The organism is Streptomyces sp. NPDC050988 (assembly GCF_044456225.1).
Taxonomy (GTDB): Bacteria; Actinomycetota; Actinomycetes; order Streptomycetales; family Streptomycetaceae; genus Streptomyces.
On the sequence record NZ_JBITFQ010000005.1, the window covers coordinates 181,422 to 205,070 of the forward strand.

Annotated in this window: 22 protein-coding genes and 1 pseudogene; 13 read left to right on the plus strand and 10 right to left on the minus strand. The window is 70.2% G+C overall.

The window, feature by feature from the left end:
- Positions 1 to 89 precede the first annotated feature (89 nt).
- Positions 90 to 2,501: a transglycosylase domain-containing protein gene (locus ACIBEI_RS14630; protein ID WP_398888589.1), complete on the minus strand. Its 2,412-nt coding sequence runs from the start codon at positions 2,499 to 2,501 to the stop codon at positions 90 to 92.
- Between the two features lie 199 nt (positions 2,502 to 2,700).
- Between ACIBEI_RS14630 and ACIBEI_RS14635 the strand changes: the two genes are divergently transcribed.
- The 4 genes from ACIBEI_RS14635 to ACIBEI_RS14650 are packed head-to-tail and all read left to right on the plus strand — an operon-like array spanning position 2,701 to position 6,302.
- Positions 2,701 to 3,510, plus strand: coding sequence for an ABC transporter permease (locus ACIBEI_RS14635; protein ID WP_398888591.1), 810 nt, complete (start codon positions 2,701 to 2,703; stop codon positions 3,508 to 3,510).
- Between the two features lie 19 nt (positions 3,511 to 3,529).
- Positions 3,530 to 4,369: an ABC transporter permease gene (locus ACIBEI_RS14640; protein WP_398889002.1), complete on the plus strand. Its 840-nt coding sequence runs from the start codon at positions 3,530 to 3,532 to the stop codon at positions 4,367 to 4,369.
- A gap of 6 nt (positions 4,370 to 4,375) precedes the next feature.
- A complete protein-coding gene (locus ACIBEI_RS14645; RefSeq protein ID WP_398888593.1) occupies positions 4,376 to 5,377 on the plus strand; it encodes an ATP-binding cassette domain-containing protein in 1,002 nt (333 codons plus the stop codon).
- 10 nt (positions 5,378 to 5,387) lie between these two features.
- On the plus strand, positions 5,388 to 6,302 hold the full coding sequence (locus ACIBEI_RS14650; protein ID WP_398888595.1) for a DUF1707 domain-containing protein: 915 nt from the start codon (positions 5,388 to 5,390) through the stop codon (positions 6,300 to 6,302).
- A 171-nt stretch (positions 6,303 to 6,473) separates the two neighbouring features.
- Here the strand turns inward: ACIBEI_RS14650 and ACIBEI_RS14655 are convergent, their stop codons facing one another.
- Entirely contained in the window at positions 6,474 to 7,790 is a 1,317-nt protein-coding gene (locus ACIBEI_RS14655; RefSeq protein WP_398888597.1) for an SGNH/GDSL hydrolase family protein, read from the minus strand.
- A 222-nt stretch (positions 7,791 to 8,012) separates the two neighbouring features.
- On the opposite strand from ACIBEI_RS14655, the gene ACIBEI_RS14660 reads away from it, so the two are divergent.
- The 3 genes and pseudogenes from ACIBEI_RS14660 (at position 8,013) to ACIBEI_RS14670 (ending at position 11,779) form a co-directional block, all read left to right on the plus strand.
- The gene (locus ACIBEI_RS14660) at positions 8,013 to 9,374 is read left to right on the plus strand and encodes a DUF445 domain-containing protein (RefSeq protein WP_398888599.1); all 1,362 of its coding nucleotides are present in this window, start codon (positions 8,013 to 8,015) and stop codon (positions 9,372 to 9,374) included.
- 224 nt (positions 9,375 to 9,598) lie between these two features.
- Positions 9,599 to 10,727, plus strand: a pseudogene (locus ACIBEI_RS14665) (MFS transporter).
- A gap of 101 nt (positions 10,728 to 10,828) precedes the next feature.
- On the plus strand, positions 10,829 to 11,779 hold the full coding sequence (locus ACIBEI_RS14670; protein ID WP_398888601.1) for an alpha/beta hydrolase: 951 nt from the start codon (positions 10,829 to 10,831) through the stop codon (positions 11,777 to 11,779).
- Positions 11,780 to 11,954: 175 nt separating this feature from the next.
- Here the strand turns inward: ACIBEI_RS14670 and ACIBEI_RS14675 are convergent, their stop codons facing one another.
- Positions 11,955 to 13,043, minus strand: coding sequence for a PucR family transcriptional regulator (locus ACIBEI_RS14675; RefSeq protein WP_398888603.1), 1,089 nt, complete (start codon positions 13,041 to 13,043; stop codon positions 11,955 to 11,957).
- A 168-nt stretch (positions 13,044 to 13,211) separates the two neighbouring features.
- Here ACIBEI_RS14675 and ACIBEI_RS14680 point away from each other — a divergent pair, with 168 nt between their 5' ends.
- On the plus strand, positions 13,212 to 13,760 hold the full coding sequence (locus ACIBEI_RS14680; RefSeq protein ID WP_398888605.1) for a hypothetical protein: 549 nt from the start codon (positions 13,212 to 13,214) through the stop codon (positions 13,758 to 13,760).
- On the opposite strand, the gene ACIBEI_RS14685 is transcribed toward ACIBEI_RS14680, so the two are convergent.
- On the minus strand, positions 13,723 to 14,304 hold the full coding sequence (locus ACIBEI_RS14685) for a protease (protein WP_398888607.1): 582 nt from the start codon (positions 14,302 to 14,304) through the stop codon (positions 13,723 to 13,725). The two genes, ACIBEI_RS14680 and ACIBEI_RS14685, sit on opposite strands and share 38 nt — an antisense overlap.
- A 165-nt stretch (positions 14,305 to 14,469) precedes the next feature.
- On the opposite strand from ACIBEI_RS14685, the gene ACIBEI_RS14690 reads away from it, so the two are divergent.
- The gene (locus tag ACIBEI_RS14690) at positions 14,470 to 15,423 is read left to right on the plus strand and encodes a GlxA family transcriptional regulator (protein ID WP_398888609.1); all 954 of its coding nucleotides are present in this window, start codon (positions 14,470 to 14,472) and stop codon (positions 15,421 to 15,423) included.
- 78 nt (positions 15,424 to 15,501) lie between these two features.
- On the opposite strand, the gene ACIBEI_RS14695 is transcribed toward ACIBEI_RS14690, so the two are convergent.
- On the minus strand, positions 15,502 to 15,804 hold the full coding sequence (locus ACIBEI_RS14695; RefSeq protein WP_398888611.1) for a hypothetical protein: 303 nt from the start codon (positions 15,802 to 15,804) through the stop codon (positions 15,502 to 15,504).
- A gap of 157 nt (positions 15,805 to 15,961) precedes the next feature.
- A complete protein-coding gene (locus ACIBEI_RS14700; protein WP_398888613.1) occupies positions 15,962 to 16,774 on the minus strand; it encodes a rhamnogalacturonan acetylesterase in 813 nt (270 codons plus the stop codon).
- A 156-nt stretch (positions 16,775 to 16,930) separates the two neighbouring features.
- Between ACIBEI_RS14700 and ACIBEI_RS14705 the strand changes: the two genes are divergently transcribed.
- Positions 16,931 to 17,770 (plus strand): alpha/beta fold hydrolase, encoded by an 840-nt coding sequence (locus tag ACIBEI_RS14705; RefSeq protein WP_398888615.1) that lies wholly within the window; start codon positions 16,931 to 16,933, stop codon positions 17,768 to 17,770.
- 27 nt (positions 17,771 to 17,797) lie between these two features.
- On the opposite strand, the gene ACIBEI_RS14710 is transcribed toward ACIBEI_RS14705, so the two are convergent.
- Positions 17,798 to 18,514: a hypothetical protein gene (locus ACIBEI_RS14710; protein WP_398888617.1), complete on the minus strand. Its 717-nt coding sequence runs from the start codon at positions 18,512 to 18,514 to the stop codon at positions 17,798 to 17,800.
- A gap of 249 nt (positions 18,515 to 18,763) precedes the next feature.
- Between ACIBEI_RS14710 and ACIBEI_RS14715 the strand changes: the two genes are divergently transcribed.
- Together ACIBEI_RS14715 and ACIBEI_RS14720 are read left to right on the plus strand one after the other, a co-directional pair.
- On the plus strand, positions 18,764 to 19,225 hold the full coding sequence (locus ACIBEI_RS14715; protein WP_398889004.1) for a hypothetical protein: 462 nt from the start codon (positions 18,764 to 18,766) through the stop codon (positions 19,223 to 19,225).
- A gap of 159 nt (positions 19,226 to 19,384) precedes the next feature.
- Positions 19,385 to 19,657 carry a DUF1876 domain-containing protein gene (locus ACIBEI_RS14720; RefSeq protein ID WP_398889006.1) on the plus strand — a complete coding sequence of 91 codons (273 nt, stop codon included), beginning with the start codon at positions 19,385 to 19,387 and terminating at the stop codon, positions 19,655 to 19,657.
- A 53-nt stretch (positions 19,658 to 19,710) separates the two neighbouring features.
- Here the strand turns inward: ACIBEI_RS14720 and ACIBEI_RS14725 are convergent, their stop codons facing one another.
- The 3 genes from ACIBEI_RS14725 to ACIBEI_RS14735 all read right to left on the minus strand — a co-directional run bounded on the left by ACIBEI_RS14725 (position 19,711) and on the right by ACIBEI_RS14735 (position 23,138).
- The gene (locus ACIBEI_RS14725; protein WP_398888619.1) at positions 19,711 to 21,051 is read right to left on the minus strand and encodes a DUF222 domain-containing protein; all 1,341 of its coding nucleotides are present in this window, start codon (positions 21,049 to 21,051) and stop codon (positions 19,711 to 19,713) included.
- A 499-nt stretch (positions 21,052 to 21,550) separates the two neighbouring features.
- Complete coding sequence (locus tag ACIBEI_RS14730) at positions 21,551 to 21,841, minus strand: DUF6087 family protein (RefSeq protein WP_398888621.1); 291 nt, start codon at positions 21,839 to 21,841, stop codon at positions 21,551 to 21,553.
- A gap of 13 nt (positions 21,842 to 21,854) precedes the next feature.
- On the minus strand, positions 21,855 to 23,138 hold the full coding sequence (locus tag ACIBEI_RS14735; protein ID WP_398888623.1) for a Tat pathway signal protein: 1,284 nt from the start codon (positions 23,136 to 23,138) through the stop codon (positions 21,855 to 21,857).
- Positions 23,139 to 23,381: 243 nt separating this feature from the next.
- On the opposite strand from ACIBEI_RS14735, the gene ACIBEI_RS14740 reads away from it, so the two are divergent.
- Positions 23,382 to 23,648: a putative ATP-grasp-modified RiPP gene (locus tag ACIBEI_RS14740; RefSeq protein WP_398888625.1), complete on the plus strand. Its 267-nt coding sequence runs from the start codon at positions 23,382 to 23,384 to the stop codon at positions 23,646 to 23,648.
- The last annotated feature ends 1 nt before the right edge of the window (position 23,649 follow it).

A 23,649-nucleotide genomic window follows, 5' to 3' on the forward strand; every position in this document is an offset into this window, starting at 1 on the left:
GGGACAGGAACTGCGGGCCGTCCGTGGCTGGTCGCGCAGTTCCCCGCGCCCCTTATGGGGCGCCCCTCCTCAGGCCGGTGGGAATGGATCTACGGGAAGCCGCCGAACGTCGTCCCCGTGCCCCCGTCCTCGCCCCCGCCGTCCGTCGTTCCGCCGTCGGTCGTCGTGCCTCCGTCGCCGGTGGTGCCGCCCGCGCCGTCCGTACCACCCGTGGGGAAGCCGGTGCCGCCGCCCGTGGTCGCGCCTCCGGTGGTTGTTCCGCCATCGCCCGTGGTGCCTCCGTCGGTCGTCGTCCCGCCGTCGCCGGTGGTGCCGCCGTCCGTGGTGGTGCCGCCGCCCGTCTGGCCCTCGGTCGCGGGGGTCTCCTCGCCGCCGGTGGTCGTGCCGCCGTTGTCCTGTCCGGCGTCCGTGCCCGGCTGGTCCTCGTCGGGGTTGGCCGGGGGGAGCTGCTGCTCCTCCGCGCCGTCCTGGAGCCGCAGGTCGAACTCCTGGGCGGAGGTGCCCTTCAGGGCGGCCTTCGTGTACTGGGCCCAGATCTGCGCCGGGTAGCCGCCGCCGTTGATGCGGGGCTGCCCGAGCGCCCCGTACAGCGGCTTGTGCGCGCCCGTGTCGGGGTCCTGGCCCATGATGGCGACGACCGTGGCGAGGTTCGGGGTGTAGCCCGCGAACCAGGCCGCCTGGTCCTCCTCCGCCGTGCCGGTCTTGCCCGCCGCGGGCAGTCCGGCGGCCTGCGCGGCCGTGCCGGTGCCTCCGTCGACGACGCTCTGCAGGACCGAGGTCGTGGTGTCGGCGGCCTCGCGGCTCACGGCCTGCCAGGTCTTGCGCTCGGGCAGGTCCACCACGTCCGCGCCGTCCTTGGTGATCTTGTCGATCATCGTGTACGTGCCGCGCTTACCGTGGTTGGCGAGGGTCGCGTACGCCTCCGCCATGTCGAGGACGCTGGCCGTGGCCGGGCCGAGCGCGATCGACGGGGACGCCGTCAGGTCGGGGGTGTCGGACGGGATGCCGAGTCCGACGGCCGTCTTCTCGACCTTCTCCGGATCGACGTCCACGGCCATCTGCGCGTACACGGAGTTCACGGACTTGTCCGTGGCGGTGCGGACCGAGATCTGCCCGTACGAGACCTGGTCCTCGTTCTCCGGGGCGTACGTGCCGCCCTCCCAGCCCTGTACGGGGCGCTTGTTGGTGCCGTCGTAGACGGTGTTCGGGGTGATCGTGCGGCCGTCCTGCGTGGTCGAGTCGTTCTGCACGGCCGCGGTGAAGACGAACGGCTTGAAGGTGGAGCCGACCTGGTAGTCCCGGCGGGTCGCGTTGTTGTAGTACTGCTTCGTGTAGTCGATGCCGCCGTACATCGCGAGGACCCTGCCGGTCTTCGGGTCGATGGAGGCGCCGCCCGCGCGGACGTAGTTGTCGACCTTGCGGTCCTTCTTGTCGAGCTTCTCCATCACCTGGTCGTTCACGGCCTTCACGAAGGCGTCCTGCTTGGGCTTCTGCAGGGTGGTCGTGATGCGGTAGCCGCCGGCGTTCAGCTCGTCCTCGTCGAGGATCTTGTTGTCGGTCAGGTAGTCGTTCACGGCCTTGACGATGTAGCCGCGCTGTCCGGACATGCCGGCCGCGATCACCGTCTGCTTGGGCTCGGGGAACTTGATGCCCGAGCGTTCCGAAGCGGTGATCCACTTCTTCTTGACCATGCCGTCGAGGACGTAGTTCCAGCGGGCCAGCGCCGCGGGCTTGTTCTCGGGGTGGGCGACGACGTCGAACTCGCTCGGCGCGTTCAGCAGCGATGCCAGATAGGCGCCCTGGCCGACCGTCAGGTCCTTGGCGTCGACGCCGTAGTAGGCCTGGGCGGCGGCCTGGATGCCGTAGGCGTTGCGGCCGAAGTAGCTGGTGTTGAGGTAGCCCTCCAGGATGTCGTCCTTGCTCTTCTCGCGGTCCAGCTTGATCGCGATGAAGAACTCCTTCGCCTTCCGGGTGACTGTCTGCTCCTGGGCCAGGTAGTAGTTCTTCACGTACTGCTGGGTGATCGTCGAGCCGGACTGCTTGCCCTTGCCCGTGGCGGTGTTCCAGCCGGCCCGGATCATCGCCTTGGGGTCGACCGCCGACTCGCTGTAGAAGTCGCGGTCCTCGGCGGCCAGCACCGCGTGCTGGGCGTCCTTGGAGATCAGCCCCAGGTTCACGTTCTCCCGGTTGACCTCGCCGTCACGGGCGAGCTGGCTGCCGTCCGAGTACAGATAGACGTTGCTCTGCTTCATCGCCGCCGAGTTCGCGGCCGGGATCTTCACCAGGTAGTAGCCGAGCGCGAACGCGCCGATGAGCAGCAGGAGCCCGGTGAGGACCGTGCCGAGCACCATCCGCCAGGTCGGGATCAGGCGCCGCCATCCGGTGCGCTTCGGTCGCTTGGGCTTCTTGCCGGGTGTGTCCGGTGCCGCCGCCGTGGCGGGTCCCGGTTCCCTCGGTGCCCAGCCCTCGCTCGGCTGCTGCGGCTGCGGCTGGTCGTTCATGTTGTGCCGGACTCCCGTTTCGCGTCATACGTCTCGTACGCCCTCGTACGCCTTGTGCGCCCCTCCTTGAAGACTGTCGCACCCGGCGATTCGTTCCCCGTACGTGGCACGCGTCCCGGGAAGAAAATGCGTGGCACGCGGTACGGCCCCCGGGCTAGGCTCCTGCGCTTTGGCTCGGAACGGTCGAAGGGGGCCCGACGTGGGGACTTGGCGGTTGTACGCGGCCGTCGCGACGGGTGCGTTCCGGCGGTACGCGACCTACCGGGTGGCGACCGCCGCGGGCGTGTTCACCAACACCGTCTTCGGGCTGATCCTGGCGTACACGTACATCGCGCTGTGGGACGAAAGGCCTGGCCTCGGCGGGTACGACCAGTCCCAGGCGGTGACGTACGTGTGGCTCGGGCAGGGGCTGCTCGCGGCGGTCGCGGTGATGGGCGGCGGCTTCGAGGACGAGCTGATCGAGAGAATCCGTACGGGTGACATCGCGATCGACCTGTACCGGCCCGCGGACCTCCAGATGTGGTGGCTGGCGGCCGACGCGGGGCGGGCCGCGTTCCAGTTGCTGGGGCGTGGTGTGGTGCCGATGGCGTTCGGGGGGCTCGTGTTCCATCTCGCGCTTCCGGCCGATGCCGGGACCTGGCTGGCGTTCCTCGTCGCGGTCGTCCTCGGGGTCCTGGTGAGTTTCGCGATCCGCTATCTCGTGGCGCTGCTGGCTTTCTGGTTCATGGACGGGGCGGGTGTGCAGCAGCTGGCGGTGCTCGCGGGGCTCTTCTTCTCCGGGATGACGCTGCCGCTGAACGTCTTCCCGGGCGCCCTCGGAGAGCTGGCCCGGGCGCTGCCCTGGTCGGCGCTGCTCCAGGCACCGGCGGACGTGCTGCTCGGCGAGCGCACGGGCCTCGCGCTGCTGCGGACGTACGCCTTCCAGGCCGCGTGGGCCGTCGGGCTGCTCGCGGTGGGCCGGCTGGTCCAGTCGGCGGCGACGCGCCGGGTGGTGGTCCAGGGTGGCTGACCTTCGGGAGCAGCACGACGTGCACCGCGGCTTTCCGCCGGCCGGTCGCTCGCGTGTGGTGGACGGGCTGCGGGCCTACCGGCTGATCGCCTGGATGTGGATCCGCTCGACGATGGCGTATCGCGCGTCCTTCGCGATGACGGTCTTCGGCAACTTCGCGGGGACCGCGCTCGACTTCGTCACGATCCTGCTGATGTTCTCGCGGGTCGACGAGCTCGGCGGCTACACGCTGGGCGAGGTGGCGTTCCTGTACGGGCTGTCCAGTGCCGCGTTCGGCCTCGCCGATCTGGCGTTCGGTTCGGTGGAGCGGCTCGGGCAGCGGGTGCGCGACGGCACGCTCGACTCGCTGCTCGTACGGCCCGCGCCGGTGCTCGCGCAGGTCGCCGCGGACCGGTTCGCGCTGCGGCGCCTCGGCCGGATCACACAGGGGCTGCTGGTCCTCGGGTACGCGCTCCTCGTGGTCGACATCTCCTGGACGCCGCTGAAGGTGCTGCTGGTGCCGGTGATGGTGGTCAGCGGGGCCGCCATCTTCGCGGCGGTGTTCGTGGCGGGCGCGGCCTTCCAGTTCGTGGCGCAGGACGCGTCCCAGGTGCAGAACTCCTTCACGTACGGCGGCACCACGCTGCTGCAGTATCCGCCGACGGTCTTCGCGAAGGACCTGGTGCGCGGGGTGACGTTCGTGCTGCCGCTGGCCTTCGTCAACTGGCTGCCCGCGCTGTACGTGCTGGACCGGCCCTATCCGCTCGACCTGCCCGAGTGGGTCGCGTTCCTGCCGCCGCTGGTGGCGGTCGTCTGCTGCGCGCTCTCGGGGTTCGCCTGGCGCGCGGGTCTTCGTTCGTACCGGAGCACGGGGAGTTAGCCGCACATGAACACGCAGACGGACGTCGATCACGGCGGCGGCGACGCCGAGGGCTTCATTCACCTCGACCGCGTCGAGAAGGTCTTCGACGTACGCAAGAAGACCGGCTTCATGCGCAGTGAGCGGCGGCAGGTGCGGGCGGTCGACTCGATCTCCTTCACCGTGGCGCGCGGCGAGATGGTCGGCTACATCGGGCCGAACGGCGCGGGCAAGTCCACCACGATCAAGATGCTCACCGGCATCCTCACCCCGAGCGGCGGCCGCCTCCGCGTGGCGGGTATCGATCCGTCCCGCGAGCGCACCCGGCTCGCGCAGCGCATCGGGGTGGTGTTCGGACAGCGGACGACCCTGTGGTGGGACCTCCCGCTGATCGACTCGTACCGGCTGATGCACCGCATGTACCGGATCCCGGACGCCCGGTACGCCGAGAACCTCGACCGGTGCGTCGAACTCCTCGAACTGGGCGAGCTGTTGGACGTGCCCGTACGGCAGCTGTCGCTCGGGCAGCGGATGCGCGGGGACATCGCGGCGGCGCTGCTGCACGACCCGGAGGTGCTGTACCTGGACGAGCCGACGATCGGGCTCGACGTGGTCAGCAAGGCGAAGGTGCGCGAGTTCCTGCGGCACCTCAACGCCGAGCGCGGCACGACCGTGCTGCTCACGACCCACGACCTGACCGACATCGAGCAGCTGTGCCGGCGGGTGATGGTCATCGACCACGGACGTCTGATGTACGACGGGCCGCTGACCGGGCTGCACGAGATCGGCGAGAGCGAGCGGACGCTCGTGGTGGACCTGGAGCGTGAACTCCCGCCCATCGACGTCGAGTCGGCGCGGGTGGTGAAGGTCGAGGGGCCGCGGCAGTGGCTGGCGTTCCCGGCGGCGGAGTCGGCGGCGCCGCTCGTGGCGCGGATCGCGGCCGCGTATCCGCTGGTGGACCTGTCGGTGCGTGAGCCGGACATCGAGGCGGTCATCAGCCGCATGTACGCGGAGAAGGCGACCTCGTAGGCTTCTGTCCATGACGGACGAACTCCCCGATGAACATCCCGACGGGCTTCCCGAACTGCGCGCCTCCGACGCCGATCGTGAACAGGTCGCCGAAGTGCTGAGGGACGCCGTCGCGGAGGGGCGCCTCGACATGGAGGAGTTCGAGGAGCGTCTTGAGGCGACGTACAAGGCGCGTACGTACAAGGAGTTGGCGCCCATCACGCGGGATCTGCCCGCGCCCGGGGTGACTCCGCCCGCTCCCACCGTCTCCATGGCCAAGCAGCCCGCGGGGGCGGGCGGCTGGGCGGGCCGCATCGTCGGCGGTGACGGTTCGTCCCGGTGGGGCGTCGCGGTCCTGGGCGGGTTCGAGCGCAAGGGGCGCTGGACCATGCCGAAGCGGTTCAACTCCTTCGCGTTCTGGGGCGGCGGTGTCATCGACCTGCGCGAGGCGAACTTCGCCGACGGCGAGGTCGTCGTCAACTGCGTCGCGATCATGGGCGGGATGAACGTGATCGTGCCGCCCGGTGTCGAGGTCGTCGTCCGCGGCATCGGCGTCATGGGCGGCTTCGACCACCGCGAGGAGGGCGTCGAGGGCGACCCCGGCGCACCGCGGGTCGTCGTCACCGGGTTCGCCTTCTGGGGCGGTGTCGGTGTCGAGCGCAAGCTGACCAAGGCCGAGCGGCTCCGGCAGAAGGAGGAACGGCGGCTGGAGAAGCTGGAGCGGAAGGCCGCGCGGCAGGAGGAGTTGGAGGAGTCCCGGCGCCGGGCCCTGGAGGGCTCCGGCGCCGGCGACTTGGACCACCGGGACTCGTTGGACGATGCGCGGTCCATTCACCGGGCGGCGATGGAGCAGCATCGGGAGATGATGCGGGAGCATCGGGAGGCTCGGCGGGAGGAACGGCGTGAGCGGCGGGATGATCGGCGGGATCGCCGCGAGCGGGATTGAGCCTTGGCCCTGGCGCTCCCGCAGGTGGTTGTTGTCGGGTGCGGGTCCGTCGTGGCTTGTCGCGCAGTTCCCCGCGCCCCTAAAAGACTAGGGCGCTGCCCCCGCGCCGCACCAAAAAGGCCAGGGCGCTGCCCCTGCGCCCCTGAAGGGGCGTCGCCCCTGTCGGAGCGCTCACAGCTCGGCCGGGACCGATCCCTTCAGGTCGTCCAGGTTGAAGACCTCTGCCATGCGCTTGTAGCCCTTGTCGCTGGGGTGGAGGTGGTCGCCGGAGTCGTAGTCGGAGCGGAGGCGGCGGGGGTTGTAGGGGTCGCGGAGTGCCTTGTCGAAGTCGACGTAGGCGTCGTAGACCTTGCCGGCGCGGATCTGGGCGTTGACGGCCTGGCGGGTGTCCTCCAGGTGCGGGCGGTAGCCGCGGTGGCCCTGGAAGGGCATGAGCGTGGCGCCGACGACCCGCAGGCCCCGGGCGTGGGCCAGGCGCGTCAGTTCGCGCAGTCCGGCGGTGATCTTGTTCGCGTCGGTCTGCTGGGGCGTACGGAGGATGTCGTTGACGCCGAGGGCGATCACGACCGCCCTGACGTTCGTACGGCCGAGCACGTCACGGTTGAAGCGGATCAGGCCGCTCGGGTTCTCGGCGGGCCGGCCGAGGCCGCTGCCGAGGACGCGGTTTCCGCTGATGCCCTGGTTGACGACGCTGTAGCGGGGCCCGTCGGAGTTCTCGCGCAGCCGGTCCGCCAGGACGTCCGTCCAGCGCCTGTTCTCGCCCACGGACGAGGTCGAGCCGTCGGTGAGCGAGTCGCCGATGACGACGACCGTGCCGTCCGACTCGTTGCTCAGCACGTCCAACGCGGTCACGTAGCGCCAGTACGGCGTCTGCCCGGTGTACGCGGTGCCGGTCACGTCCTCCGTGAGGTCGCCCTCGGCGGTGTACGAGATCTGCCGTGCCTGCGTGTGGATGGTGACCGGCCCGGACGGGGTCGGCGAGTACGTCGTCACCAGCACGTCCGTGTCGTGCGGGACGAGCAGGCGCACGGCGTCGCTGACCACCTGCTGCCCGGCCGGCACGATCACCGACGGGCTGCCGCGGAAGGTGAGGCGGCGCATGGTGCCGGCAGCGGCGGCGGGGTTGTTCGCGGCGGCCGCGACGGCGACCGAGGCGTGAGTGATGCTGAGCGGCTGCTGCCCGTAGAGGTTGGACAGGGTGATCCGGACCGCGGTGCCGCCGACGCCGACGTGCACCACGTTGCGTACCGAACGGCCCGCCATTCCGTTGGCCTCGGTGCCGGGCTCCGCCCCGGACGGGGACGCCGACCAGGCGCCGACCCAGGTGCCGACGGACGCGGGAGCCGCCGAGTTGTGTGGCGTGCCGCCGCCCACGAGCGGCTTCTCCTCACCGTCGTCGGCGGCGACCCCGACGTATATGGCGGCTGAGATGACCACGACTACGGCGACGATCGCGGCCAGCAAGGCATAACCGTGACGCTTGGTCATGCGGTGCAAGTCTCCTCGGGCAGTGGGAGCCCGAGGCTCCGATGTGATGACCCCATGATGAGGCATGGCGTGGGGGGAAGCAGACAGGGCCCCCATTGCCCCCGCCGCCCGTATCCATTTTTTTCTGGCCCCGCCCGGCAAGACGCCGGGAACTCCTGTTCCGTTCCAGTAGTCGGTCAGGTTGGGACAATGTGTGCGGGGGACAGGGAACGGGTGGAGCGGATGGAAAGCGCGAAAGCGGATCAAACGGATGGAGCAGGGCCCGAAGGGCAGCATGCCCGGCCCGGCGGTGTGGCGAACCGCACGGTGCCCGGGCGCGCGATGAACTCGTTCAGCCCCGCGGACGAGGAGAAGTTCCGCGGGGTGCGCCGGATGAAACTCACGGCGACGGGCATGCTGCTGTTCGTCGCCGTCGTGTACGTACTGGCCAAGTGGGCCGGGAACTCCGGCGCGGGTGCCTGGACGGGCTATGTCGCGGCGGCCGCCGAGGCCGGCATGGTCGGCGCGCTCGCCGACTGGTTCGCCGTCACCGCGCTGTTCCGGCACCCCCTCGGGATCCCCATCCCGCACACCGCGATCATCCCCACCAAGAAGGACCAGCTCGGCGTCTCCCTGGGCGAGTTCGTCGGGGAGAACTTCCTCTCGCAGGACGTCGTACGGCAGCGGCTGCGGTCTGTGGGCATCGGCAGCCGCCTCGGTGCCTGGCTGGCCCATCCGGAGCACGCCGACCGGGTGACCGCGGAACTGGCCACCGCCCTGCGCGGCGCCCTCGCCGTGCTGCGCGACTCGGACGTGCAGGCCGTCGTCGGCGAGGCCATCAACCGGCGGGCCGACGCCCAGGAGATCGCCCCCGGCATAGGGAAGATGCTGGAGAAGGTCGTCGCGGACGGCGGCCACCGGCGGGTCGTCGACCTGATCTGCGTACGCGCCCACGACTGGCTCGTCTTCCACAACGACCAGGTGATGGACGCCGTACAGGGCGGCGCCCCCGGCTGGACCCCGCGGTTCGTCGACAAGCGGGTCGGCGAGCGCGTCTACAAGGAACTGCTGCGCTTCGTCACCGAGATGCGCGACATGCCCGCCCACCCGGCGCGCGGCGCCCTCGACCGCTTCCTCACCGACTTCGCCTCCGACCTCCAGTCCGACACCGACACCCGCGCCCGGGTGGAGAACCTCAAGCGGGAGGTCCTCGGCCGTGGTGAGGTTCAGGACCTGATCACGTCCGCCTGGTCCTCCGTACGGCAGATGATCGTGTCCGCGGCGGAGGACGAGCGCAGTGAGCTGCGGCTGCGTGTTCGTGCCTCGCTCCTCTCGCTCGGGGCGCGGATGGCCACCGACGCGAAGCTCCAGGCCAAGGTCGACGGGTGGGTCGAGGGGGCCGCGGTGTACGTCGTGACGACGTACCGGGACGAGATCACCTCGCTCATCACGGACACGGTCGCGGGCTGGGACGCCGAGCACACCTCGAAGAAGATCGAGGCGCATATCGGGCGTGATCTGCAGTTCATTCGGATCAATGGCACGGTGGTTGGCTCGCTGGCGGGGCTTTTGATTTATGTGGTGTCCCGGGCGTTGGGGGCGTAGCGCTCCGCGGGGTGCGTGGGTGTGGGTTGCGGGTGTGGGGTGGGTGTGGGTTGCGGGTTCGGCTGCGGGCCCGGTGGGGGCTGGTCGCGCAGTTCCCCGCGCCCCTAAAGATTGCGGAGTTCCCCGCGCCCCTAGACACTGCGCAGTTCCCCGCGCCCCTGCACCGGCCCCGTGAGGAGTGGCAGGTGAGAGGGGCGTGGATCCGGGGGCGGAGGAGGCGAGCCATGGCCGTCACCGAGGCCGATACCGGCACTGTCACGACTGCGGTTCCCGCCCGGCTGGACCGGCTTCCGTGGTCGCGCTGGCACTGGACCATCGTCATTGGGCTCGGCACGGTGTGGATCCTCGACGGTCTTGAGGTCACCGTCGTCGGCAACATCGCCGGCCGGCTCTCCGAGTCCGGCAGCGGGCTGCCCATCTCGGCCGCTCAGGTCACCGGTATCGCGGCCGCGCTCTATGTGGCCGGGGCCTGTTCGGGAGCGCTGTTCTTCGGCCGCCTGACGGACGTCTCTCCCCCCGCCCGCAGGCGAGATCACCATCCACCAGCGCAAGAGCATCGGGTTCCTCACCATCGGGCGCACGGTCTTCTCCACGTACCGCAAACGCGCCGTGCTCGGCCTCTCCCTCTTCATCGGGCAGGCGTTCCTCTACAACGCGATCACCTTCGGCTTCGGCGCGATCCTCACCACGTTCTTCGACGTGCCGACCTCCGACACCGGCTACTACTTCGCCGTCATCGCGGCCGGCAACTTCCTCGGCCCGCTGCTGCTCGGCAAGCTCTTCGACACCGTGGGCCGCCGGATCATGATCTCGTCCACCTACCTGTTCTCCGGCATCCTGCTCTTCGCCACCGCCTGGCTCTTCGACCGCGGCTCGCTGAGCGCGACGACGATGGCCGCCTGCTGGTGCGTGGTCCTGTTCTTCGCCTCCGCGGGCGCCAGCAGCGCGTACCTCACGGTCTCCGAGATCTTCCCCATGGAGACCCGCGCGATGGCCATCGCCTGCTTCTACGCCATCGGCACCGCGGCCGGCGGCATCAGCGGACCGCTGCTCTTCGCCGACCTGACCAGCACGGGCGTGGTCGGCGACACCGTGCTCGCCTTCCAGATCGGTGCCGGGCTGATGTGCGCGGCGGGGCTGGTCGCGGCGGCACTCGCGGTACGGGCGGAACGGCGGTCGTTGGAGGACATCGCCCGGCCGTTGTCGGAGGCGGCTTCGCCGTCAGCAGGGGCGAAGCCTTCCGGGCCGGCGCCTTCGGGGGCGACGGCCTGGGCCGCCCGTCCGGGTCCCTGGGCCACCGGCCCGTACGGCTGTCGGGCAGCTCTCCCGGATTCCCCGACGCCCGTCGGGTGACCTGCGAGGATACGCCGTGTCACCGTTTCCGGAACGACGCAGCGACGTGACGACGCAGAGCCGCGACGACGACGGGAACGCGCGTCGAATCGGAGGACGAGATGACGACCTACCCCCTGGACCCGGAGCTTGCCGCGGTCGTGCCCATGCTGCCCCGGGCCGACACCTCGGACCTCGAAGGCGCCCGGGCCGAGATGCTCGTCGGCATCACCGCGGCCCTCGAGGAAGTGGACGCCACCGGCGTGGACGTCTTCGACGTGGTGGCGCCCGGGCCGGAGGGCGCCCCGGACGTCCTCCTGCGCGGCTACCGCCCACAGGGCGTCGAGGGCCCCCTCCCGGTGATCTACGACATCCACGGCGGCGGCTTCATGCTGGGCAGCGTCGAATTCGACCACGGCATCAACGTGTCGCTCGCACGGGAACTGGGCGCCGCCGTCTTCTCCGTGGAGTACCGGCTCGCCCCCGAGAACCCGTACCCGGCCGGCCTCGAAGACACGTACGCCGGACTCGTCCACCTCACCAAGAACGCCGCCGAACTCGGTGTCGACCCCAGCAGGGTCGTCCTCTTCGGCGTCAGTGCGGGCGGCGGTCTCGCGGCCGGTCTGGCACTGCTCGCCCGTGACCGGGGCGGGCCCGCGATCGCCTTCCAGTACCTCGGCATCCCCGAACTCGACGACCGCCTCGACACGCCCAGCATGCGGGACTTCACCGATACGCCTCTGTGGAACCGGCCCAACGCGATCGTCAGCTGGGACGCCTACCTTGGCAGCGGGGTGCCGGGCGGCCCCGATGTCCCGGTCTACGCGGCTCCCGCTCGGGCCACCACCGAGCAGCTCGCCGGGTTGCCGCCCGCCTACATCTCGGTGATGGAGTTCGATCCGCTGCGGGACGAGGGCATCGACTATGCCCGTGCGTTGCTCGCGGCAGGGGTGAGTGTGGAGTTGCATCTGTTTCCGGGGACGTTCCATGGCTCGGCTCTGGTCACGCATGCGGAGGTCTCCCAGAGGGATGCGGCGGAGGCGGTTGCGGTGCTTCGGAAGGCGCTGAGGTAGCGCCCTTCGAAGCACCGGGTGGGTACCTGTCGTTTGTCGGGTGCGGGTGCGTTGTGGCTGGTCGCGCAGTTCCCCGCGCCCCTAAAAGCGCTGGTGTCGGCGTGGGTCTTGCGCAGTTCCCCGCGCCCCTGAAAAGCGCCGGTGTCGCCGTGGCTCTGACGCGGTGCCCGGCGCGCTAGCCGTCGTCCGCCAACCGCAGCGCGTACAGCGCCAGTTGGGCCCTGAAGCGGTCCCGTGGGTCGCTCAGGCGGTAACCCAGTGCCGTTTCCACTCCTGCCAGGCGGGCGGCGACCGAGCTGTGGTGGAGGTGGAGGTCGGTGGCGGCGTGGCGGAGGGAGCCGGTGCGGAGGAAGGCGGTCAGGGCGGCGAGGGCAGCCGGGCCGCCCTTGCCCTCGGCGAGTTCGGCCAGGGCGCGCACGTCGGGCTGGGCCCGCAGCCGGTCCACGGGGATGTCGGCGAGCAACGCCACCGGCCCGAGGGTGTCGTGGTCGACCACGGCCTCGTCCGGCAGCCCCGCCACATCGACGGCGAACCGCAGCGCGAGCCGGGCCTGCGCCCAGGAGACCCCGGCGTCCAGGGCGGGTGCACTGCCGCCGATCCCGATCCGTACCCCCTCGGTACCGTGCTCACGAAGCAGCGCCCGCAGCGCGTCGGCGGCCGACTCGGCACCCGGCGCCAGCGCCACGGCGAGCGGTCCGACCGCGGCGACCCGCACACCGGGCCGCAGTTCGTGCCGCCCCAGCACGGCCACCGAGGAGGCCCCGGCGACGGCGACCACCCGCAACGGCTGCTCGGGCACCAGACCCAGCAGGCGTAGCGCCCGCGCCCGGTCCTCGACGGCCTCACGTTCCGACAGCACCCGCTCGACCAGCGCCGGGTCCGCCACCTGATGGGGCGCGCTGTCCTGCCCCCGGCCGCCGTGTACGACGCCCGCGGCGATGGCCATCCACTCCAGCACCAGCTCGTCGAAGGGCCCCGGCGCCCCCGCCCGCTCCAGCCACACCCGGCCGCCCGGCGCGAACTCGGCGCTCCCGGAGACCGTGCCGACAGGCCCCGCCGGTACGGTCCCGGCCGGCCCGAACCGCACCACCCGCCCGCCCACCTCAAGGCCCGCCGGACACTCGGCGAGACCCGCCGTGGACCGCACGAGCGACTCGGTGTCGAGCCGCCCGGCCCCGAGCAGCGCCTCGAAGTGCGCGATGACCCGCAGCGCCGCCGCAGCGTCCGCGTCGAGGGCCGACAGCCGTAGCAGCAGTCCCTTCATGACCTGGGAGTCTAGGACGTGGGTGGCGCATACGGGTCGGTCGTACGGGCCGGTCGTGCGCCCCCGTTGCACGGCTGTACGGCTGTACGGTCGGTCCGGAGGAAGGCCCGGCGATCTGAGTACGCGTACTCTGTCGGCCCTGTGTGCGTCTGAGGAACGCTCGTTCCCATGACCCCCATGACCGAGAAGCTGCTGGGCCCGCTGTCGAAGCGCCCCTGGACGGAACGCTGGCTGACCCGCCTGCTGGGTGCCGCCCTGTCCTCGGCGGTGTACCTTCTCTGCCTGCCCTGGGATCTGCGCAACCGCCCCGAGTCACCCGGTTCGACGACCGCGACGACCCCGGTGTCCGTCCTCGGCGTCGCGGCCCTGGCCGTGACCCTGCTCCTCCTGGCCCTGTACTTCGGCCGCCGTGACGCCCTCGCCTGGCCACTGCTGCTGGTGGCGGCACCCCCGGCGACACTCATGTACCTCTCGTTCCGCACGAACCCCGAGCCGCCGGACGCGTCCCTGTGGCCGCTGACCTGGGCGTTCTCCACGCTTGTGATGGCGGCGGGGGTACTCGTCGCCACGTCCGTCGCCCGGCGGTTCAGGGAGGACACGGGGGACTCGACGGACGGGCTGGTGTTCGCCCACTCCTCCTCGGGGGCGTCCTCGGGAGCGGGCGGCGGTTCCCCGGCCGTCAGGCGCCCGTCGTTGAACCCGGGCGGACGATCATGAGGATCGTGACCGTGGCCCAGAGCAGATTGAAGATTCCGGTGAACATGGCGAGCCGGACGGTGGCGCGGGGGTTCGCGGCGACGCCGGTGGATGCGGTGGTGCCGGTGCCGATGCCGGTGGTGGCACCCGCTCCAGTGGTACCGGTGGTGGCACCAGCGCCGGTCGTGTCCGCGGTGCCGGTGGTCGCGTCCGCCCCGGCCGGCGCCTCCACCGCTTCGAGGAGTTCCTCCTGACGCGGCAGCACCAGCGCCAGCAGGACCGCCGCCGCGATCCCGGTCAGGGCCATCGAGGCGATCAGCCAGGCGTCGCCGAGCACGCCCATGCTCATGGCCGTGGCGAAACCGAGGACGGGAACGGCGATGCCGAGGCCCGCGTACACCCGGCAGATCCGGTGCAGCAGCCGTAGCGTCTCCACCGCCCGCTGGTCCCCCGGATCGGCGAGGGCGCGGCGCGCGCCCGGCGGGAACATGCTGGCCGCCACGGTGACGGGTCCGACGGCGACGATCGCGGCCAGGACATGGAGAACGAGGAAGAACTTGGTCACGAGGGGACGGTAGGCGGCGTACCGGATCTTGTGGAAGTGGCGGTATTGCCAGGGTTCAACGGATTCTCGCCAGCCCCACCGCCAGCCCCACGGACAGCCCCCACTGCCGTGCACCAGGCCGACACCCCTGTTGGCCAGAACCCGCGCCACCCCTACTCTTTCGCCATGCACACAGTGGCCGTACTGGTACTCGACCAGGTCATCCCGTTCGACCTCTCCGCGCCGATCGACACGTTCAACTGGGCCCGGCTGCCGGACGGCCGGGCGCCCTACCGGATCAAGGTCTGCTCGGTGGCGGAGGAGGTCAGCGCGGGCCCGTTCTCCGTACGGGCGCCGTACGGTCTCGAGGTGCTGGCCGAGGCCGACACGATCGTCGTGCCGGGCACCGCCGACCCGACCGTGCCGCTGCCGCCGGGCGTGGCGGAGGCGCTGTGCGCGGCGGCGGCGAACGGGACGCGTATCGCGTCGATCTGCGTCGGCGCGTTCATCTTCGCCGCCACCGGTCTGCTGGACGGACAGCGGGCGACGACCCACTGGATCGCGGCCGCGGACCTGGCGGCGATGTACCCGAAGGTGACGGTCGACCCGAACGTCCTCTACGTCGACAACGGCCAGTTCCTCACCTCGGCCGGCGCCGCCGCGGCGATGGACATGTGCCTGCACATGATCCGCCTGGACTACGGCTCGGCCGTCGCCGCACACGCGGCCCGGATGTCCGTCATGCCGCTCGAACGGGAGGGCGGGCAGGCCCAGTTCATCGTCCACGCCCAGCCCCCGGCCCCGGCCGGCACGACGATGGAACCCCTGCTGAGCTGGCTGGAGGAGCACTCCGACCGCGATCTGACCCTGGACGACATCGCGGCCCGGGCGGGCACGAGCGCCCGTACGCTGAATCGCCGGTTCCGCGAACAGACCGGCACCACGCCTCTCCAGTGGCTGCACCTGGCGCGGGTGCGCCGCGCCCAGCACCTTCTGGAGACCACGACCCACCCGGTCGAACGGATCGCGGCCCAGACGGGGTTCGGCTCACCGACGGCCTTCCGCGACCGCTTCAAGCGCGTGGTGGGAACGAGCCCGCAGGCCTACCGGAGAGCGTTCCGGGGAGCGCCGGTGGGATAGGGCGCCCGGCCCTCCCCGGAGTCGGCCCGAAAACCGGGGACGGCCCCGAAAGGAGAAGGAACAAGAAGAAAGACGCCCTCAGCCGCGCCGGTCGGCCACCGCCCAGGACGCCAGCGCCACGGCACCGGCCACACCGAACACCGCGGGCCACGCGCCCACCTTCTTGGCGAGCGGATGCGATCCGGCGAACCCGGCGACGTACGCGACGGTCAGCGCACCCGCCGCCCGCCCGCCGGCCTGCCGCCGCCACCGCTGCGCGGCCGTGGCCCCGGCGGCGGCGAGTACGGCCCCGCCGAGCTGCCGCTTCCCGGTCCAGCGGGCGACCCCGTACCCACCGATGAGCCCACCCGCGGCCACCGCCGCGGCCGGTACCTTCGCCATCACTGCCTCCTGATGCTGCTTCCGGACCGAATCCCGGACCGAATCCCGGACCGAATCCCGGACGGAATCCCGTCCGGAGTCCCGTCCGGAGTCTCGTCCGGAAGCCGTTCGGAATCCCGTCCGGAACCCTGTCCGGTCAACCGAGGCTAACCCGCCCCTACCGGACCCCCGGCACCACCTCTCCCGAGATCGGCAGCCCCAGCCCCGCCACGGCCCGGGAGACCAGCCGGGCCATCTCGACCGCGCCCCGCTCCTGGAAGTGGGTGTTGTCCTGGACCCCGTTCGGGAAGTTCGGGTACTGCCCCGCGGCCAGCCACAGGAAGATCCCCTTGGACCCCTCGATCCCGACCCCGTCGAGGTAGACCCGGCTGGCAGCCGACAGGTCCACCAGCGGGGCGCCCTCCTCCCGCGCGACCGCCTTCGCGGCATCCACGTACGCCGGGAAGGAGACGTTGAACTTCCCCGTCGACGCGTTGTAGGAGCGCCGCGACACTGGCGTCACGACGACCGGGGTCGCGCCCCGCGCCCGCGTCGCCCGGATGTAGTCGTTGCGCAGGTACTCCTTGTAGTCGGCGGGCGAGGTATACCGCTCCGGATTGCTCACGGTCGCGTCGTTGTGCCCGAACTGCGTGAAGAGGTAGTCACCGGCCCTGATCACCTGATGGATCGCCGCCAGCCGCCCCTGCTCGATGAAGGACCGCGAACTCCGCCCGCCTATCGCATGGTTGGCGACGGTGATGTTCGAGCTCAGGAACGAGGACAGCTTCTGCCCCCAGCCGGCCTGGGGGTAGTAACGGGAGTTGTACGTCTGGGCGGTGGAGTCACTGGCGATGTACACGGTGCCGGTCGCCGCCGTGGCGGCAACAGCGGCCCCGGGCAGCCCCAGCACCCCGAGCCCCCCACCCCCAACCACACCCACGGCACCGACAAGAAACCGTCTACGACTGCTCACACTGACATTGCGGCTCATCCGACCATCCCTGCAGAGGAGTTGAGGAACTGTCAGGGAGGGGTCGCAGCCGGGAGGGGAAAGGTTGCCGGGTGTCCCGCAGCCCGCGAAATCCGTACGACACGGGTGTCCACGTGCTGGAAAACTCCAGCCCAACAACAAGGAGTGACACCCCAGTTGGACACCCACACAGGCAACGCAACCACCCCTGACGGCACCCGCCTCGCCTATCGGGACCACCACGCAACCGCGCCCGACCCCGACGCGGAGCCCACCTCCGACTCCCAACGCCCCCCGCTGCTGCTCCTGCACGGCCTGGCGGGTCACATGGGGGAGTGGGACGACCTGCTCCCGGTCCTCCTGGCGGACGGCCACCGCGTGATCACGTACGACGCCAGAGGCCATGGCGCGAGCACGCGCCGCCCGCCGGACATGACACGGGCGTCGGCGGTACGGGACGTGACCACCCTGATCGAGGAACTGTCCCTCCCCACCCCGGTGACCCTCCTCGGCCAGTCCCTGGGCGGCCACACGGCGTTCCTCACCGCGGCCGCCCACCCGCACCTGGTCGACTCCCTGATCCTGATCGAGGCGGGCCCGGCCGGCCCGAGCCCGGACCTCCCCGCCGGGATCGCCGCCTGGCTGGACAGCTGGCCCACGCCGTTCACGTCCTTCTCCTCCGCCGCCGCCTTCCTCGGCCACGAGGCCTGGGCGAGAGGCCTGGAGGAACGGGAGGACGGCCACCACCCCCGCTGGGACCGCGACACGATGCTCGCCGCCGTCGCCGAACTGTCCACCCGCGCGTACTGGCCCGAGTGGGCCCGAGTCGCCTGCCCCACCCTCGTCGTACGCGGCGCGAGGGGCACGATGCGGGAGGCGGAGATGACACGGATGGCGAGGCGGGCACGGATATGGACCGCGGTCATCGAGGACGCGGGCCACGACGTACACCTGGACCAGCCGCGCCGCTTGCACGCGGCGGTAAGGGCGTTCCTCGCGGCGAGGAACACCACATGACCGGTCCCCGGTCCCCACGGGCCGGGCCTACGGCCGCGCGTCCGCCAGCCAAGTCCGCCAGACGTGGCGGCTGTTGGGCACCTCGGGTCGGTCCAGAATCCACAGCACATACCCGGCGTGCAACTGGGCCCAGGGGTTCTCCGAACGCCGGGCGCCCTCCAGCCGTACCCGCAGCGGGTCCCCGTCGACGACCCGGGCGATGCGCACGTACTCGCGGTCCTTGCAGCGGTAGGCACGCCGTACGACGATCTCCACCAGGTCGATCAGCTTGGTCCGGGCGACCGGGTCCTGCCCGACGGCGTCGGTGGCGAGATCCCGGATGAGCCCCTCCTTGGTCCCCCACGCCTTGGCATGCCGGGTCCACTCCTCCGGATACCGGGCCTCCCACTCCAGGAACAGCAACGCGTAGGGCAGCCCGGGCCATTCGGCAAGATCCTCGCCATGCCCTCTGTCCCACATACCGCTGGGCAGCGATTGGCTCCGGGCCCACAGGTACTCCTCGTTGGCCGACCGCAGAGCCGGATCCTCGTACGGATACATCACCCCCTGCCCCTGCAGCGTCCGCAACGTCTCGTTGAACCGGTGCTGAGCCTCCTCGGTCCTCCTCCGTGCGGAGGCCAAGTGGTCGAGCGCCGCGGCCCGTTCGGCCGGGTTGTTCGCGATCAGTCCGTACGCCCATGCCAGCCGCTTGTCCCACGCCCGGGCGTCGTCCATGTCCGCCCCGTGCCCTTTCCCATGCCCCATGGCACAGATCATCCCTGAGCGCGCCGCGCCGCGCTCCTCCGGGCACCGGTACCGGGAGGGGCGGGGTGCGAACAGGGATCTGGGATCAGCCGGCGCAGAGCGTCACATCGACGGTGTCGCCGTTGGCGAGCGCCGCGGTGATGGCGGCGGCGGGAGCGGGCGTCGGCCTCACCGCGACCGGCACTCAGCTTCCACTCGGTTACCAGATCCACACGCACGAGGAACCCGTGCCTCAACTCCGTACGCTGGCTGGCGGGCGTGATCCGCTGCCGGTTCGACTTCGACAAACAGGTGGCCATGAGGCTGGCCGAACACCTGGGCGCTACTCCGTCCGAAACCCTGGAGAGATTCCGACGAGTGGTCCCAAGCAGAACCAAGCCCCCTCTCCCTGCCCTGGCCATGCTGGGCGAGACGATCGTGCACGGAGAGGACATCCGACGCCCGCTGGGCATCGCCCGCGACCACCCGATCGAGACGGTGACGCAGGTGGCCGAGTACTACCGCGGCTCGGACCTGGTGGTCCTGGCCAAGGGACGCATCGACGGCCTGAGCCTCACCGCGACGGACGGCCCCTTCACGACCGGCGCGGGCCCACTGGTCTCCGGCAGCACCTTGGCCCTGGTGATGGCGATGACAGGACGTGCGACGTACTGCGACGACCTGGAGGGCGACGGAGTGGACCTCCTCCGGGCCCGCTGCGAGACGGCGTGACGCGAGGGGGACATGCGGTGGAGGGGCTTCTCCCGCAGGCACATCGTGCAATCGCAGCCGAGCAGGCGCACTCTGGAGGAAGGTGGAAAGCGGAAGGTGGAAGCGGCTGAAGACAGCTGGAGGCAGCTGGAAACAGCGGCTCCGGAGGTGATCGAGATGATGATGAAGACCGCTGTCGGATGGCACATAGAGCTGGAATTCGCCGAGGACGACAACCGCACCCGCGCAGCCGCCCTCGTACGCCTCCCCGACGGAAGCGAGGTACGGGCCCACGGCTACGCGAGCCGCCACCCCTCCGACTCCAACCAGCCGAGGGTGGGCGAGGAGGTCGCCGGCGCCAGGGCCCTCAACGAACTGGCGATGAAGCTCCTGACCAAGGCACACGACGAAATAGACGAGGCCTCGGGCCGCACGTCATACCCGCTGACCTGACCTGACGGGCAGGACAACGGGCAGACCACCGCCTCACCCGCTCACCCGCTCGCTCACTCGCGACAGACGGGCGGGGTGTTGATATACGTGTGCCCGGTCGGCGCGGTCCAGACGGCGTTCCCGGTACGGGCATCTCTGCCGACTCTCCACCCCGGATGATGAGTCTTGAGCCGATGATGCCGCCGACACAACGGCTGAAGATTCTCGGGAGTGGTGGGCCCGCCCCGCTCAGGACGAGCATGGTCAAAAGGCCGCACATGATCGAGATCGCAACGCGAGGCAGGCATCCGACAACTGGGAAACGCACAGTACTGATCCCGAGCAACCACATGCCGAGCAGCCTCCGCCGTCGGCTTGTACGTAAGGGGATCGGTCTTCACGAGCAGCCCACTCGCAGGCTGAACAAGAAGCCGCCGCCATACGGTCCCGCCGGCGAAGGCAATCTCCCGAACCTGCCCGGCGGTGACGGGCCCGTACCCCTTGAGTTCCCCCGGCCCATCATCAAGGCCCATAAGCACATCGAGCGGCACGGTGACGTGGACAACGGCGGCGGCCCTGGAAGGGGCCTCAAGCGCCGCTCCATTCCGCGGCTCGACCACCAGGTCGTACAACGCATCGGCCCGCTTCTGATCCAACGACCGCCCGTCGTCCCCGTACCCAACGACGTACGCCTCCACGACCTGCTCCATCACGGCGGCGCGCTGGGCGGGCAACACGGCCCCGAACAACGCCATCCCATCTTCCTGCGGATAGGACAACAACTTCCGCTCCCGCACACGCTCGTGATGCCGGGCTTCGGCCCCCGCGGGATCAACACGATGAACCTGCCGCCGCACAGCAGCCCGAGTCTGCCCTGCGGCCTGCTGAGGCATCCGCTCGACGAGCGCCCTCTCGACCTCTCCAGCCACGTCCACGGCCAACACGGCACACTGCTCGGCCACGACCCTGGCCTGCTGATAAGAGATCTCCCCGTCGGCGAGCAACCCCAGGGTGACCGGATGCCGACCGCTGAGCAACCGAGCAGTCTCCAACCGCTGGGCGGCAGTGGAATTGGCCAACTTCAGTGCACAGGCCACCTCTTCAACGGCACAGTCCCACTCACCGAGAAAAACGGCATCCATATCCGCACCCACAGCCGGACCATCGGCCGACGACGTCGGCACCTCGGTGTGATCGGAAATAGCGGCCAGCAACTCAACTTGCTTGGCCTGCAACCAAGCCAGATGCCGCTCCACGACGGCAAGCGCATCAATCCGCCCCCGAGGAGAAAGCCACTCACCCTTCAAATCATCAAGAGAGGCAGCAGTCTCAGCACTGGGAGCCTGCTCCCGCAAGAGGGCGGCCCAGGCATCCAAAGACTCCGAGCCCACTCCTCCCTGACCCACTTCGCTCACAGTCAACGCCTTCACCCCCTCCCGCTAGGCCCCGAGACGACACCAACTCACCGCCCCCACCAGGCGAGTTGACTCCTTCAATTCTCCCTCACTCAACGTGATAAGGCCAGGTCAGGCCAAGTAATCGAAAGGGTGAAAGAAAAAACCCCAAGCAGGGAACCCCGGAGGCGCCCCGCACGTACAGAACCCCCCTCTACCCGAAAGCCGCTGAGCCACCCCGGCGTGCCGGCGAGACGCAACCGCGCCCGAAGCCCCGGCCCACCCCCAAGCCCACCAGCGCGCCCCCCAACCCGGGGACCCCACTTTTCCGAGCCGCCCGCTCGCTTCTACCCCGTGATTCCGTGGGCCGAGTCAAGGGTGAAGCGAAGCGAAATCGCCGCAGGCGACGGCCGAAGGCCGCCCTTTACACGGCCCACAGAATCACGACACTGAAAAAGAAGCGGGCGGCCCCACGGCGCCTTCGAAGCTCAGGTTCACCGAGCCCACCGCTCAAAGCACATCACCTGGCAGGCCCATCGCCGACTTGGAATTCATTCACCCATTCCCGCGCCGCCGCAAGATCGAGGGCTGTTCCGACGACCTGGTAGGTGAACCCGTCCCACTCCTCCAGGACGCGCGTCTCGCTGGACCGGAGGTGACCGCCTCCGCCGCTCACGGGCCGGTGGCGCCGGTACTGGTCCATCGGCGGCCGACGGCGCTTGTTGTACGGCGCGAGCGGGTCGTCGGCGTCAGCGCCCGAGATGGCGCGCGACGGCTGGTTCGGCGGTCCGGGTCGGGAATGCTTGCCCATGCGCTTGATGCTCTCAGGCCGCGATCGTTGTCGGCCGAGCGGTGGCGAGGTCCTTCGCCCTGGCCCGCACCTCATCCACTGTGGCTGTCTCGTACGGGCGTGCCGCGTCCAGCAGCGTGTTGAGCCTGGACGTGACGAGCGTGGAGTCGACGCGGGCGGCGTCATCCAGTGCCTGCTGGGCCGCCTCAGCGCCCCGCTCAGCCTCGCCTTCGTCGAACAGTGCGGCGGCGAGCCCGACTTGGTCCATGACGCGGACGCGCTCGAAGCCGGGCTTGCGCATGCTCAGCGCCTCCTCGAAGTGGCCGCTGGCGGACCTGTGGCCAAGACCGAGTCCAGCGAGGTCACGGGCGGAGACTGCGCGAGCGCCGGCGTGCTCGGCAGCGTCGAAGTACTCGATCCACTCCGGCACGTCATTGCCGAGATGGTCTGCCAGGAGTTCGTCCGCATCACCGAGGTGCATCTCCGCCTGGCGCTCGTCGCCGAGAGCCGCATGGACTCGGCCAGTCTGCGAGGCGACCAGCGCCTTGACCGCGGGCATGTTGGCCTGCGCGGCAGCGACGCCGAGGAGGCCAAGGGCGTCGTCGGGGCGACCAAGATAGATCATCTGGTGGGACATGCGGGTGACGATCTCCACTCCGCGGTCGCGCTTCCCGGCCTCACTGGCCGCGTACACGCCGTAGCTCCAGTACCGCTGAGCAGTTCCGTACCGGCCAGAATCGTGGCTGACCCACCCCGCGAGCGCCGCCAAGTCGGCAGTTGCTGAGAACACCCGGGTCCGGAGACTTCCCGGTACCCCGTCCTGGATACGGCGGGCGACTTCGGAGAGTTGGGCGACGATCGCCGACCGGTACAGTCCGCCTCCCTTGGAGGCGTCGGCCTTAGTAAAGAACGACGTCACCTCCTCCAGCGCGGTGACAGTGTCCGCGTCGAAGCCCTTGAGGTCCGGATTCAGTGCGCGGGCGGTTCCGCCCAGCATCCGCTCGGCGGCGAGGATCAACGGGGCGCCGACAGCGAGCTTGAGGGTGTCGCGGCGGTTCATGAACAAGTCCATCTGCGCCCATCCGGCCAGAGTCTGGGCGGCTGCCTCGGTTAACAGCGGGACCTGGATGCTATCCAGCACCGGCCCTGTGGCCGTCAGGCCCAGATCACCGGGAGTGAGGGTCTGACCGACCGTGTCCGCGAGGACTGCCGCGAGCAGGGCGGGAACCGGCGGGCGGGGGCGTTCACCGTCGATCCAGCGACGAATGCGGGTGGCGTCCGGCGCAATCTGCCGATGGCCTTGGGCTTTGGCTGCCACGGCGATACGGCGGGCGATCTCCCCGTGGGACAGGTTTGTCGCTGCGACCCATAAGGCCAGGTGCGGATTACCGGGTCTGTTGGCCACCGTTGTCGTGCCCTCCCCATCATCGGTTGCGGAGCGTGGCATGTTCGCCACGATTCGCGACCCCTACGGTACTGGTGAGGACCCTGGGCGGGCACTGATTCTGCTTACGCGGCAGCTGCCCGGCTGACCGCTACCAGCAGAGGGAAGGGACAACGCATGACGACGCTTGCACCCGAGGTTCCGTGGGCGATGCGGCTGGTCACCGACCGGCTCCCGGTCCGCCCGCCGTCGTACGCGACGGTGACGCTCGATCCGGCTACGCAGACCGCCTGCTACACCGCCACTACCGGCCAGGTCGTGGAGATGGGCAAGCACGGCACGTCCAAGACGACCGGCACTGCGTCAGTGTCCGGGGGCGGCGACGGGCAGAACCCGCAGCCGCAGACTCAGGACGACAACACCACCGACTACGAGTCGGACTGAC